Source organism: Xylanibacter muris, assembly GCF_013166605.1.
Lineage (GTDB): Bacteria > Bacteroidota > Bacteroidia > Bacteroidales > Bacteroidaceae > Prevotella > Prevotella muris.
Window position 1 is genome coordinate 66,766 of the sequence record NZ_JABKKF010000004.1, and the last position, 14,699, is coordinate 81,464.

At 45.2% G+C, this 14,699-nt stretch carries 11 protein-coding genes; all 11 read right to left on the reverse strand.

The window, feature by feature from the left end; translation table 11 throughout:
• Window positions 1-125: 125 nt before the first annotated feature.
• A complete protein-coding gene (gene tsf / locus HPS56_RS05645; RefSeq protein WP_172275191.1) occupies window positions 126-1,118 on the reverse strand; it encodes a translation elongation factor Ts in 993 nt (330 codons plus the stop codon).
• A 56-nt stretch (window positions 1,119-1,174) separates the two neighbouring features.
• Window positions 1,175-2,020: a 30S ribosomal protein S2 gene (gene rpsB / locus HPS56_RS05650; RefSeq protein ID WP_172275192.1), complete on the reverse strand. Its 846-nt coding sequence runs from the start codon at window positions 2,018-2,020 to the stop codon at window positions 1,175-1,177.
• 134 nt (window positions 2,021-2,154) lie between these two features.
• Window positions 2,155-2,541, reverse strand: coding sequence for a 30S ribosomal protein S9 (rpsI, locus tag HPS56_RS05655; RefSeq protein ID WP_172275331.1), 387 nt, complete (start codon window positions 2,539-2,541; stop codon window positions 2,155-2,157).
• 8 nt (window positions 2,542-2,549) lie between these two features.
• Entirely contained in the window at window positions 2,550-3,011 is a 462-nt protein-coding gene (gene rplM / locus HPS56_RS05660) for a 50S ribosomal protein L13 (protein ID WP_172275193.1), read from the reverse strand.
• Window positions 3,012-3,299: 288 nt separating this feature from the next.
• The gene (gene folB, locus HPS56_RS05665; RefSeq protein ID WP_349665792.1) at window positions 3,300-3,674 is read right to left on the reverse strand and encodes a dihydroneopterin aldolase; all 375 of its coding nucleotides are present in this window, start codon (window positions 3,672-3,674) and stop codon (window positions 3,300-3,302) included.
• A gap of 7 nt (window positions 3,675-3,681) precedes the next feature.
• Window positions 3,682-6,243: an adenosylcobalamin-dependent ribonucleoside-diphosphate reductase gene (locus HPS56_RS05670; RefSeq protein WP_172275194.1), complete on the reverse strand. Its 2,562-nt coding sequence runs from the start codon at window positions 6,241-6,243 to the stop codon at window positions 3,682-3,684.
• 86 nt (window positions 6,244-6,329) lie between these two features.
• Window positions 6,330-6,980, reverse strand: coding sequence for a SprT-like domain-containing protein (locus HPS56_RS05675; protein ID WP_172275195.1), 651 nt, complete (start codon window positions 6,978-6,980; stop codon window positions 6,330-6,332).
• Window positions 6,981-7,279: 299 nt separating this feature from the next.
• Window positions 7,280-7,879 (reverse strand): sugar O-acetyltransferase, encoded by a 600-nt coding sequence (locus HPS56_RS05680; RefSeq protein WP_172275196.1) that lies wholly within the window; start codon window positions 7,877-7,879, stop codon window positions 7,280-7,282.
• A gap of 28 nt (window positions 7,880-7,907) precedes the next feature.
• Window positions 7,908-9,818: an alpha-amylase family glycosyl hydrolase gene (locus tag HPS56_RS05685; RefSeq protein WP_172275197.1), complete on the reverse strand. Its 1,911-nt coding sequence runs from the start codon at window positions 9,816-9,818 to the stop codon at window positions 7,908-7,910.
• A 107-nt stretch (window positions 9,819-9,925) separates the two neighbouring features.
• Complete coding sequence (locus tag HPS56_RS05690; protein WP_172275198.1) at window positions 9,926-12,610, reverse strand: 4-alpha-glucanotransferase; 2,685 nt, start codon at window positions 12,608-12,610, stop codon at window positions 9,926-9,928.
• Window positions 12,611-12,948: 338 nt separating this feature from the next.
• Window positions 12,949-14,418 (reverse strand): MFS transporter, encoded by a 1,470-nt coding sequence (locus HPS56_RS05695; protein WP_172275199.1) that lies wholly within the window; start codon window positions 14,416-14,418, stop codon window positions 12,949-12,951.
• Window positions 14,419-14,699: the final 281 nt, after the last annotated feature.

The following is a 14,699-nucleotide window of genomic DNA, read 5'->3' on the forward strand; positions in this document are numbered from 1 at the left end:
GATAGACAAAAAGAGTCAAGAAGCAGGAATATCCGACTACTTGACTCTATAAACAATCATTAATAAAACCGAAAGACTTATCGTCTCTGCCTTATCAATATTAATACTTTATTTCCGTAAAATAATTACTCGGCACGAAGTGTGAAACGCTTGAATGCAACAACTGTAAGGTCCTTGTCGGCAGCCTTAAGATAATCTGTTACAGTCTGCTTGCTGTCCTGAATGAACTCCTGATTGAGAAGACAAGACTCCTTGAAGAATTTTGCCATACGACCCTTAGCGATGTTCTGTATCATCTGCTCAGGCAGATTGGCTGCTTTCTGCTCGGCTGTGGTCTTCTTCAACTCACGGATTTCCTCAGCCTGGGCTTCTGTTATAGAGCCTTTCATCACACCCTCGTTGAGGTGCTCCTCATTCTCTGCTATATAAAGGTTGAAACCGGCTTTCTTTAAAGCTGCCTCAACAGCCTTCTGTACCTGCTCCTCCTTAGTCTTCTCAATGGCAACCTTCAGCTCATTGTCCTTCACTTCCTGAGGAACCGAAGCTTCATCAAGAGCAACAGGATTCATAGCAGCAACCTGCATGGCGATGGCATGTGCCTGCTCTTCTGCCGGTTTGCTTGTCTGTACCATTGTGCAAAGTAAGTGGTTGTTCATGTGGTCGTATACAGAAACGTTCTCACCCTCAATGAAACTGTAGCCGTCAAGTTCCATTTTCTCACCGGTGATACCGGAACGTGCCACAACAGCATCCTGCACCTTTGTGCCGTCAGCGAGTGTCAGTTCCTTTACCTCATCGATAGTCTTAGCCTTTGCGGCAACAGCAGCGTTGAGAATATCCTCTGTGAGTTTTATATAATCAGCACCGTTGGCAACAAAGTCTGTCTCGCACTTCAAGGCGATGATAGCGGCAAAACCGTTCTCTGCCTTTACAAGCACACAACCGTTTGAAGTTTCACGGTCACTGCGCTTCGCTGCGATAGCCTGACCCTTCTCACGGATAATATCCATTGCCTTGTCGAAATCACCTTCAGCGTCGGTGAGTGCCTTTTTACAGTCGGAAAGACCGGCACCGCTCATTTTGCGAAGTTTCTGGATGTCTGCTATTGATATAGCCATAATTGTATTTTTATTTTTTTGGTTCGTGAAAATAAATACTTTTGTAAGATGCCGGATTAAGCCTCTGCCGGAGTCTCTTCCTCAGCAACAGTCTCCTGTGCAGGCGTCTCAGAAGCCTTAGGAGCTTCCTTGCGGGCCTTACGCGCACCGCGCTTCTTGCCCTCTGCAGCCTCATCTGACTGTGCTTCCGCAGCTTTCTCGTCAGCCTTCTCAGCCTTACGTTCCTCAAGTCCCTCTGCAATAGCGGCGCAGCAAGCATTCAAGATTACCTCAACGCTATCCTTGGCATCATCGTTTGCAGGAATTACATAATCGACATTCTTAGGATTGGAGTTGGTATCAACAATAGCAAATACCGGTATGCCCAGACGGTTGGCTTCCTTAACCGCAATAGCTTCTTTACATACATCCACTACAAAGAGTGCAGAAGGCAGACGTGTAAGATCAGCTATAGAACCAAGGTTCTTCTCCAATTTAGCACGCTGGCGTGTAATCTGCAGCAACTCGCGCTTAGAAAGGTTTGAGTATGTGCCATCGGCCATAAGTCTGTCGATGTTCGCCATTTTCTTTATTGCCTTACGGATTGTAGGGAAGTTGGTGAGCATACCGCCCGGCCAACGCTCGATAACGAAAGGCATGTTTACGCTTGAAGCCTTTTCGGCAACAACGTCCTTTGTCTGTTTTTTAGTAGCGACGAACAGAATCTTCTTTCCTGATTTTGCAATCTGCTTAAGAGCCTCGGCTGTCTCGTCAATCTTCACTACTGTTTTGTGAAGGTCGATAATATGAATACCGTTACGTTCTGTATAGATGTACGGAGCCATTGCAGGGTTCCATTTACGGCGCAGGTGTCCGAAATGGCAACCAGCCTGCAGCAACATATCAAAATTTGTTCTTGACATTTTCTAATTACTTAAATTGTTGTTTACTTTCTTTTTTATTCTTGTTAGAATCAGCCAACAGGTAATCAGCATAGATATATATAATGTGAGTCCTGAAGGTTTAGATGCTAAACATTGTCCGGCTATCCTATGGATTAACGCTTGCTGAACTGGAAACGACGACGTGCCTTCGGCTGACCCGGCTTCTTACGCTCAACAGCACGTGCATCACGTGTGAGGAAGCCCTGCTTCTTAAGGCTTTTCTTGTCCTCTTCATTGATTTTAACCAATGCACGGGCAATGGCCATACGCAGAGCCTGACTCTGACCTGTAAAACCGCCACCGTCAAGATTTGCCTTTATATCATACTTCTCAACAGAATCGAGCAGCAACAACGGCTGCTTTACAACATACTGAAGTATTGCTGAAGGAAAATATTCCGTTATATCTTTCTTATTGATCGTAATCTTGCCTGTACCTTCGCTTACGTAAACACGTGCAACAGCACTCTTACGACGACCAATTGCATTAATAACTTCCATCATCTTATTTATTTATACTGGTTAATATCTATTGTCTTTGGTTTCTGAGCCTCATGTTTGTGCTCCGTTCCCTCATATACATAGAGGTTTGTCAACAACTTACGGCCTAAAGGACCTTTTGGCAACATTCCCTTTACAGCGTGACGGATAATCTTGTCTACGCCGCCTTCACGCTTGCGAAGTTCCGCAGGAGTGTTGAAACGCTGACCGCCAGGATAACCAGTATAGCGGGTGTAAACCTTGTCTGTCTCCTTCTTGCCTGAGAAAACGACTTTTGCTGCATTGATAATGATTACGTTGTCTCCACAATCCACATGAGGAGTGAAATTGGGTTTGTACTTTCCGCGGATAAGCTTAGCAACCTTAGAGCATAGACGACCTACAATCTGATCGCTGGCATCAATAACGACCCACTCTTTCTTTGCTGTTTCCTTGTTGGCGGAAATAGTCTTGTAACTTAAAGTGTTCATTTTAAATTTTAAATTTTACTACTAAAAAACATGTTTATTTCTTCATACAGCAAACATGCCAAAGACTCATCACCCAAGGCATCACTCACTGTTCGGACAATGATTCACTAACCGCCGCATCCGGCCAAAGATACAACTATTAACACAAAGTCCATGGGGTTCTAAGAATTCCCCGAAATAATCGGACTGCAAAATTATTAATTTTCTCATTATTATAAAAGTCCTTAACACAGGTCTATTCGTTTTTTACGCTTATTTAACAATGAGAAATAAAAAAAGCTTTTTCCTTTATACATTTTTAATATGCAATTCCACGCCTGCACCTTTGCTGTCGGCTCCCATAGGAGGATTGTCTTTTGTAATGATGATATCTATTGAATTGACCTCAGGATAAACAGACAAAATCCGCCGGCTTATCCTTCCGGCCACATGCTCAACAAGTTTTGAGGGTATAGACATCTCGTCTTTTAAAATACAGAATAAATCCGCATAACTTATCGTATGCTCCAAATCATCGTCGACAGCTGCAACGGAAAAATCATACCCTATACGTAAATCAACGGTGAAGTCCGCCCCCACTCTACGTTCCTGAGGCATAACCCCATGGAAAGAGTGAAAACGGACCCCACTTAAAAATATATAACTTGAACTTATTTCCATCATATCACGATTATCCACAACGTGATGCTCCGCAACTAGTACATATCAGGCATCCCTCCTGATAAACCAAAGTCTCATGTCCGCAATTCGGGCATTTCTGTCCCTTAGCCTCCGTCCCGTCAACAATATACTTTTTCAATGCTCTCTCCACACCATTCTTCCAAGTGTTGATACTTTCGCTCTTCAACTGCAAGGAACCGACTAACTTTATAACATGAACAATAGGCATGCGGTAACGAAGCACTCCACTGATTAACTTTGCATAGTTCCAATATTCGGGATTGAACTTCTCGCTCAGTCCCTCAACGGTTGTCTTATATCCACGCTTGTTCTCAAACTGGAAATCATAACGTTTTTTCCCATTTTCGTCAAGTTGCTTTATAATCTTTCCCTTTGTCACTGTCTTTGGCAATACAATGCCCTCCTCATCGTCTTGTAATCCCGTAAATATCTCGTATGGATATCCATTAAGCAAGCCGACGAAAGCAACCCACTTTTCTTTATTATTCTGGAAACGCACCACATCACAGTCGAGCACCTGAGGACGTACTTCCGTCACCTCAGGATGTTTGCACGGAGTGACGGAATCAGATGCCTTCACATCATTCTTTTTATCTTTCTTCTCTACAGCCACCATCACTCCAGAACGGCTTCCGTCACGGTATATCGTACATCCCTTGCAACCTGAGCGCCAGGCCTCAACATACAGCTTGTTCACAAGAGTCTCGTCCACATCGTTAGGAAGATTAACGGTTACACTGATAGAGTGGTCGACCCATTTCTGAATAGCTCCCTGCATACGCACCTTCATAAGCCAGTCAACATCATTTGCCGTTGCCTTGTAATACGGAGACTTTGCCACGAGCTGGTCTATCTCTTCCTGAGTGTATTTCTTTTTAGTGTCTATGCCGTTTACCTCCATCCACTTTATAAACTTATTGTGATAAACGATATATTCCTCAAAACTGTCCCCTACCTCATCAGTAAAGTCAACATGTACTTCTGTATCATTGGGATTAACCTTACGCCTGCGCTTATACACAGGCATGAAAACCGGCTCGATGCCGCTTGTTGTCTGTGTCATAAGACTTGTTGTGCCAGTTGGTGCAATCGTAAGACACGCAATATTTCTACGTCCATACTTCACCATATCATCATAAAGTTGCGGATCGGCTTCCTTGATTCTGTTAATAAAGGGATTGTTCGCCTCACGCCCTGCGTCAAACACTTCAAACGCTCCGCGTTCACGTGCCATATTCACTGACGAGCGGTAGGCTGCAAGCGCAAGAGTTTTATGAATACCAACAGAAAAATCCGTAGCTTCCTGTGTACCGTAGGTATATCCAAGCGCAGCAAGCATATCACCCTCAGCGGTTATACCGACACCGGTACGACGACCCATGCCGCTCTTACGCTGTATTTTTTCCCATAAATGATATTCTGCACCTCTCACCTCCTCACTCTGCGGATCGGCATTTATCTTTTCCATTATCTTCTCGATCTTTTCAAGTTCGAGGTCTACGATGTCGTCCATTATACGCTGTGCCGCCGCAACGTGGCTTTTAAACAGTTCGTAATCAAAACGGGCTTCCTTTGTAAATGGATTCACGACATACGAATACAGGTTTATACTTAGCAGACGACATGAGTCATACGGGCAAAGCGGAATCTCACCGCATGGATTGGTGGATACTGTACGAAAGCCGAGATCGGAATAACAGTCAGGAATACTCTCACGTATTATAGTATCCCAGAAAAGCACTCCGGGTTCTGCACTTTTCCATGCATTGTGTACTATTTTCCCCCAAAGTTTACTCGCGTCAATCTCTCTTGTACACTTCGGAGCCTCACTGTCTATCGGAAACTTCTGCACATACGGCTGGCCGTTGACAGCAGCCTCCATAAACGCATCGTCTATCTTCACAGACACATTTGCTCCGGTCACCCTGCCCTCCGTCATCTTCGCATCTATAAACGCCTCGCTGTCAGGATGCTTGATACTCACCGACAGCATCAAAGCACCACGGCGGCCGTCCTGGGCTACCTCCCGGGTAGAATTGCTATAGCGCTCCATAAACGGCACAAGACCTGTGGATGTAAGGGCCGAATTGTTCACAGGTGAGCCTTTCGGACGTATGTGCGACAGGTCATGTCCTACTCCGCCACGGCGTTTCATCAACTGCACCTGCTCCTCATCTATACGCATTATGGCTCCGTATGAATCGGCATCACCGTCAAGCCCCACCACGAAACAGTTGCTAAGTGAGGCAATCTGATACTCATTTCCTATACCGGTCATAGGGCTTCCTGCAGGAATAATATATCTGAAATGATCAAGCAGGTCGAACACCTGTTTTGCTGTCATCGGATTCTCATACTTCTCTTCTATACGCGCTATCTCATTGGCAATGCGCCAATGCATGTCTGACGGAGACTTCTCGTATATATTGCCGAAGCTGTCCTTCATAGCATACTTATTCACCCACACACGAGCAGCAAGTTCGTCACCGCCAAAATAAGGCAAGGAGGCTTCAAAAGCCTCCTCAAATGTGTATATCTTATCAGAATTCATCGTTAAATTAAAAGGGGAGTTTTTATTAATTGTGTACAAAGTTATATTATTTCCATGATATGAGGAAATATTTCAGAGAAAAAAGTTCACGGCTCATATTCCGTCAGTCCGGACAGTTTCTCGCACATAAGACTTCCACTCACCCTACGTCCCCTTAGTGTACGCACAACAGAAAATCCCTCGAAATAGGCATCATACCCTACATACCATCCATGCCATGGAAGACCTATCCTACGGATTTGCATCTCAATCGTCTTATAATACTTCGGATTGACAACAGTTATCATACACTTGCCGTCTTTCAATTTAAGTGCAAGAACAAGAAACTTATCATTATGTCCCATATTCTTCAGGTCAAGGCTTCCAGCTTTTCCACGTACGGTTATCCGCCATCCGAAGCTGTTTATACGCTCCATTTCCTTTCGGAACACTTCCCCATGCGGAGACGTGTCCTTTATTCTCTTATAAGCTATATAATAGTGTATCATCTCATGAAGAAGTACATTCTGATAGTCTTTCTCTGTCATACGGTAGGCCGAGGACAATCTTATCACACAATCACACAGTCTGGTACCTCCCAATAGCCATGTCTTCTTACGACGGCATGAAAATGTCCCCAAAGCTGAGCGCGCCTTGCCTATCTTCAATACCGGCACAGGAAGACAACCGTCAAAGTACATGGCATTGAACCTGTTGAATTCCTGTAACATATAGCCAACAGTTATCTCAAACGACATAATCATAATTCTTTTTCTATGTTCTGCATATAACTGAACCTGTTAGTCATTACACGGTATATACAAAACAGCAAAACAATAAAAACCCATATATTAAACCACATACATTAAATCCGACAAGTCCTTGGATTTCATCAGCGTTCATCCGACATGTAGAGACGTGCCTTTGACACGTGTCATACATATTTTCACGGATATATGACAAAACACTGTACACATCGCAAAACGATGTCACTACCCGTGACATCGTTTTATCATCCGACTTGACGGAAACGTACAGGAAACATGATTCTTAATCTTTATCCCCGCCTGTAATCTTCAATATTCACGTCAACACGGTCTGCCTCTGTCACCTTCCGAATCGGGCGGCATGGATTTCCTGCCGCAAGAGTATAAGGAGGTATATCGCGGGTTACAACGCTTCCGGCACCAATTACCGCCCCATCACCGATGGTAACACCGGGAAGTACGGTCACATTAGCGGCAAGCCACACATTATCGCCTATCGTGACAGGAGACGCTTTCATTACTCCTTTATTACGCTGATCTGGCAGAAGAGCATGCCTGACAGTATAGACACCGCAGTTAGGCCCGATGAACACGTTGTCACCTATTGTCACAATAGCCTCATCCAATATTGTAAGGTTGAAATTTGAAACAAAGTTGTCTCCAATAAAAATATGCTTTCCAAAATCGCAACGGAAAGGAGAATGAACGGTAAAATTCTTGCCTATACGGCCTAAAATTCCACGTACAAGTTCTTCACGCTCCTCTTCGCAATCAGGAGAAATGGCATTAAGCCGGAAACAAAGAGTTTCCGTTGTCCGCAGCATTTCCCTTATCTCGGTAGAAAAGCCATAGACCCATTTACCGGCATGTAAATCGTCAAGAAGTTTCATAAACAGATATCTTATATAGTGTTTAACATCACCATTCAAGCACAAGTGTTTGGCGCGGACGCAACCGCACATCGGCAGACAGGTCGTAATACCGTCCCGTAAGCACATCCTTCACTTTGGCGGCATCCCCGATTATCTCGGCATAGCGTCTCACTGTCATAACAGCCGGTTTGCGAGTACCGTTAAGAACAGTCATAACGGTGCGTCCGTTATAAGTTCTGGCTATTACATATACACCGTTAAACGGAATGAATTGGGTCTGCTTTCCCTTCACAACCACATCGTTGCCCTGACGCCAATGCAAGAGACGACTAATCCAGTTAAACATTGCATTCTCCTGTTTCGTACGTCCCTCCGGTGTAAATGCGTTATGGGAATCGCCATCGAATCCTCCGGGGAAATCCTTGCGTACATTGCCGTCAGTAACGGCCTTTGTCCCGTTCATCATAATCTCCGTTCCATAATACAACTGTGGGGTACGGTTTACGGTCAGAAGTAATGCAAGAGCCTGCTTAAGGGCTGTCGAATCATGCCCGTCACCAAGAAAACGGTCTGTATCGTGATTCTCGATAAACGCCATCACCCCCGACGGGTTGGGATACAGATAGTCATAAACAAAACTGTTGTATATCCGGTTAAGACCGTTCCACCATGCATCCGTTTCCTCATTCTTGGCCATATTTATCTTTTCAAAGAAGCTGAAGTCCATCACTGTTTTCAGATTGCTGTTTATCTTCGCCACCTTTGAATCCCTTTGCCATGCGGCAGTATAGGCCGGCTCTGTGACCCATATCTCACCGACAACGTTGAAATTAGGATATTCACTGTTTATCTCTTTCATCCATCCGGCCATAGCCTCCGCATACGCATACGGATATGTATCCATACGGATACCGTCTATACCGACAGTCTCTATCCACCACATACTGTTCTGTATGAGATATTTCATTAAGTGGCCGTTACGCTGGTTCAAATCCGGCATTGTCGGCACAAACCATCCGTCAACAGTCTCACTCATATCCACCTTGCTGGCATACGGATCGAGCACAGGCGTAAGTTTATAGCTGGTCTGCAGATAATCCCCGTTTTTCGATGCCGCTACATCAGGAGCCTCCCCACCCTTCACTGCCGCAAGCCATTCCGGCTTATTGAACCAATCCTTTGAAGGCATGTCAGCAACCCACGGGTGGTCGTATCCGCAATGATTGAATATCATATCCATAACCACTTTAAGTCCTTTTGAATGAGCTTCGTCTATAAGCCGGCGATACTCCTCATTGGTACCAAAACGTGGATCTACCTTATAATAATCCGTCGTCGCATAGCCATGATATGTGCTTTTTCCGTTATTATCCGGTGAATCATTCTCAAGAACGGGAGTAAACCACAAAGCCGTCACGCCAAGTTCTGTGAAATAATCCAAATGCTGGCGTATGCCCTCCAGATTTCCTCCATGACGCAATGAAGGCTGCGTGCGGTCAACAACATATTCGGTCTTCATAGGTATTATTCTCCCACGCATTTTCTTTGTCGGACTTACCGCTGAGGCAAAACGGTCGGGCATAAGCATATAAAGTACATCTGCATTGGTAAAACCAATACGCTTCTCACCGCTCATCTCACGCCTTTTCAACTCATACTTTATTTTCTTTCCTGAAAAGTCGATGGTCATTTTGCCCGGCTGTGCACCGGCAACATCAAGGTATACAAGAAGATAGTTCGGGCTGTCAAGACGTACCAGACTGTCTACTTTCACACCCGGATAATCTATAGTGACATCGTAAGATGCGATATTCTTACCGTAAACCATCAGTTGAAGAACCGGATTTTTCATTCCCGCATACCAGCAGGCAGGCTCTATACGGTCGATATTCACTGTTGCTGCTCTCATAACAAATATCTGTAACACAAGTGTCACAAGAAATATAACTCGTTTCATACTGCTTATATTGTATTCTATCAATTCAATAATAAGCTTATGCGTTTCATCACTGTTCTATATATTCAAAATCATTCAAGACGTATTCTGCGACCCCACTTTGTGGCTTATTCTCTTCCGCTGTTTTTTATAAGCGACGTAATGTTCTCATTGAATCCGTCTGCCGCCATAAGCTGCTCCAATGTAAGATGCATCCTATAACGCCAATAGTGGCGTGGATTTGCAGGGATATTTATACGTTCCGCATCTGCATCCGCCAGACGTATGCTCTCGTCAATGGAAAGCCAGTCCTGCAAGGACAGCAGACATAGCATCGACGGACAGCTGAGATGCCGTGATACAATTTCGCCTGCCAGCCATCCCGGCAGCGGATGTGGTGCACTGCCACTACGATGCAGCATGGTATTGAAAAAGTCCTGAGCACGTGCCGCATCCTCGTCCCACCACTGCCTTAGGGTTGCCATGTCATGAGTTGATATTGTACACACCGACCGATAGGGATTACGCGACAGATGACCGAACCTTACAGACGGATCTTTCGGCATCGACTGTATCTCAAGGCTCAAGATCCTAAGTTCATTCATCACCGGGGCCACACATCCGGGAACCATTCCCAAATCCTCCGCACATACAAGCATTCTTGTCGCCTGTGTGAGTTTCGGAAGCTTCTTCATTGCCTCACGATACCAGAAGTCATCGTTTCTACGATAGAAATAATCATTATACAGACGGTTGAAGGCAGCTTTGTCCGAATCCCATAACGATTCGTATATATAATCAAACTGAACGGCAATACGCGGATGGAACAGGCTGTCATTCTTGTGGTCACGCACAAACAGCACATCGCTTATAAGTGCATAAAGTCCGTTGCGAAGCCATATATCCCTCTCATCCGTCTTTCCCTTAAAGGCAGCCTCTACCTTTCGCTGTGTATCATATTCTGGCTTCATCTCATAATTGTCACCGCGACGGTTAAGATAAAGCTCCTTTACTTCAGCGGTGCGGCCGGGAAACATTCTGTCAAGAACCCATTCTGTGATAAAAGGTCGTGTGAACAGCTCTTCCCTGAACTGCAATCCGTAACTCTCTATCTCTTCACGCGTCATACCTTGCGACGGAGAGAACTGTCCGAGAAGTCCGTGTATAGCATTCACCGGAATTTCCCATATACGGAAAAATCCCAAGACATGGTCTATACGGTAGGCATCGAAATATTCCGCCATTTTTCTGAAACGGCGCACCCACCACGAACATCCGTCTTTCATCATCTCATCCCAGTTATAGGTAGGGAATCCCCAGTTCTGTCCGTCTGTTGAAAAAGCATCCGGTGGCGCACCGGCCTGTCCGTTAAGGTTGAAGTATTTGGGATCCACCCATGCCTCTACACTCTCGCGGCTTATGCCAATCGGGATGTCTCCTTTCAATACCACGCCTTTTTGAAGCGCATGATTGTGGGCGGCACGCATCTGCCTGTCGAGATTAAACTGTACATAATACCAGAAAACCGCATTGGAATACATATCAGTGGACGGGTCGGCAAAACTCTCACGCTCCTTTTCCGAAAGACTTCTGTGATCCGGCCAGTCATTAAAATTTGCCGTACCATACAGGTCTCTGTAATAACAGAACGCGGCGTATGGCACGAGCCAGTCTTTGTTTGATTCAAAAAACGCCTTGAACTCCGCACTGCTTACAGTCTCACTGCCTTTTTCCTCAAACAATTCTTTTAGGAATCCTGTCTTTGCGTCATTAACACGTTCATAGTCTATCCGGGGCAGTGCGTTCAGTTCCTTTGCCAGATCATCATAGTATTTCTGACGTTCCGGACTTTCAAGAGCCGGCAACTGGCGCAAGTCGGTATACTGAGGATGCAAGGCAAAGATGCTTATACTGTTATACGGATATGAATCCTGCCATGTATGGTTTATCGTAGTATCATTTATCGGGAGCACCTGTATTATGCTCTGATGTGTTTCCGCAGCCCAGTCAACAAGCATTTTAAGGTCACCGAAATCACCCACGCCGAAACTTCCCTCAGAACGTAAAGAGAATACAGGAATCACCGTGCCGGCTCCACGCCACGGATATACCGGCATGACCGCCTGATGAACACTTATAACAGCCGCACTGCAGGGGGGTATCTCAGGCAAATGCAACGTACGGTTGAAACACGACTCCCACTTGGGAGCAGTCTCATTGTCAGAAGGCAACGCCACAAACTTAAATTCCATATCCCGACAGGTGAAAGCGGCCGCATCAAGACAAGCCATCCACTCATTGACCGAATGTTCGGTCATCGGTACGGCACGTCTTGTGTCCCATCCACCGAGAACCGAACCGTCGCCTACCAAAGCAAGCCTCTCACCCTTACACAACTGGGGGGCACGCACCTTAATGCAAAGGGTTCTGGAAAAATCCACCGGCATGCAGTCTGTTATCTTATGACCGGCAACGGCATCGGTGAAGGCGGAACTATACAGATATGCATCTTCGGGCATGTCAATCCAATAATCCGACACGCTGTAGTAATCTGCCTTAGCCGGCAAATCAAGACGATGGGGAGCCACCAGCCACTCTGTACGCAGAACATCATCACCGCAAACAACGGAATAATAATACTCTATAAAATCTCCCTGAGACAACGGTACGTCAATCCTGCACGACCAGTTAAAGCCGTCTGACGTAGACAGTACATATTGGGAATCAAGTGATTTTGAGCTCGAACCTGTTATGTTAACCACTAATATTTCACCGTATTTTGTCGTATATGACAAATTGAAATCTATATTCATAGGAATAAGTTGATTGAATTTATGCGGGTAAAATTACAAAAATATATCTTTTAGGCCAAATAATAGATAAAAAAACAGGCGGAGTGCCGTGCAAAACGTTTGCACACATGACAGTTCGCACCTACACCACACCGTATACTCCCTCCTGTTACCGATCCCTTATTATAGAAAGCATTTCGGATGAAAGCAATGAAATCCGACGTTTTCGATAAGCCAGGCGAGCAACATCAAACATGTTTGAACACTTAAATGGAATACTGATAATAAAGAGTCCGCGCCATAATCTCCAAAGGAATTATGGCGAGGACTCTTTATTGTTATATTTCTGTTATTGCTTATTATTCATTAACTACCGGTTTGTACTTTGGAACGAGAGTCTTCATGATTGTCCAACCTATAAGGTAAGCAACGGCACAGAAGCAGAATACAATCATGTAGCTTGCAGGCTTTCCTTCAAAACCGAAGAATGTGAATGCGCTTCCCTGATTCTCTGCGTATGTGAACAGCTTGCCGGAACCGTAATTAATTAAGAATGATGCGATACCGCCCACCATTGCGCCTATACCTGTGATTGTCGCGATGGTGCTCTTCGGGAACATGTCACCGACGGTGGAGAAGAGGTTTGCCGACCACGCCTGGTGTCCGGCTCCTGCAAGTCCGATGATTATTGCAGGCCACCATGCCGGATCAATCGGAGAGCCGCTCCAGTCAGCCAACGGCTGGGCGAACATTGCAAATATGGGGAAGAACGCAAACAGAAGCATGGCGCGCATACGGCCCGCATAGGCTCCCATCCCTTTTTTCTCTACAAAGTATTTTGGCAGGTAACCACCGAAAATAGACAGAACGGTTACGATGGCGTAAAGCACGAATATAAGCGCCTGCCCCATTGTTGACGATGATTTATAGCCAAACTGGTCTGAGAAATATGCAGGAGCCCAAAACAGGTAGAACCACCATACACCATCGGTCATGAACTTTCCTGCCACGAACGCCCATGTCTGACGGAAAGTAAAGCATTTTACAAAGCTTATCTGCGGACCTTCATCGTTGGCATCTTTCGGATTGATATCTTCCTCTGTGTCCTGATTGATATATGTAAGCTCTGCATCATTTACATGTGAAGACTTGTTTGGCTTTTCATACAAGAACACCCATCCGGCCATCCATACAAAGCCAAGGGCACCTATAATGATGAATGCCATTTCCCATCCGAACTTCTCTGCAAGAGGCGGAATGGTGACAGGAGCTGCCAAGGCACCTACAGATGCACCTGCATTGAAAATCGATGTGGCAAAGGCACGGTCTTTTTTCGGGAAATACTCTGCCGTAACCTTGATGGCTGCAGGGAAGTTTCCTGCCTCACCGGCAGCAAGCACACTCCGGCAAAAAAGGAACAGGTAAACACTCATCGTGGCAATGGCCAAGGCCGTGGCCGAGCCTGCCTCAACGGCACGGAGGGCCTCGATGGAATCAAGTCCTTCATATTTCATTGTCACCCAACCGCAGCCGGCATGGAGACATGCGCCTAAAGACCAGATGAAGATTGCCCAAAGATAACCTTTCTTTGTGCCCATCCAGTCGATGAACTTTCCTGCGAAAAGGCAGAATACCGCATAGAGAATCGAGAAAACACCGGTGATAATGCCGTAATCCTCGTCTGTCCAATGGAACTCAGGTGCGATGAAGTCCTTCCATGTCAAGGACAGAACCTGACGGTCCATGTAATTCACTGTTGTTGCAAAGAACAACATTGCACAAATGACCCATCTGTAATTGGTCATTTTAGTTGTTTTTAATGAATTCATTTGCTATAAAGATTGTTTTTTAATATGTTTTCAGTCTATCAGTATGCTTGCAAAGTTAATGTTTTTTTCTTGTTTTTCAAAAAGATGGCTTTGATATTTTGAGGCAAAGACCTATAAAACGTGTTTTTTACACCTGTCACGACATGAATTTAATGATGGATAATCAAAAAGAAGAGCCTGCCGGGCATATTTGCAAATCCCGTCAGGCTTCACTGCCATATCCTTCTAAAATCATTTGTTGCATTCATCCAACATGTAGGGACGTGCCTTTGGCACGTGTC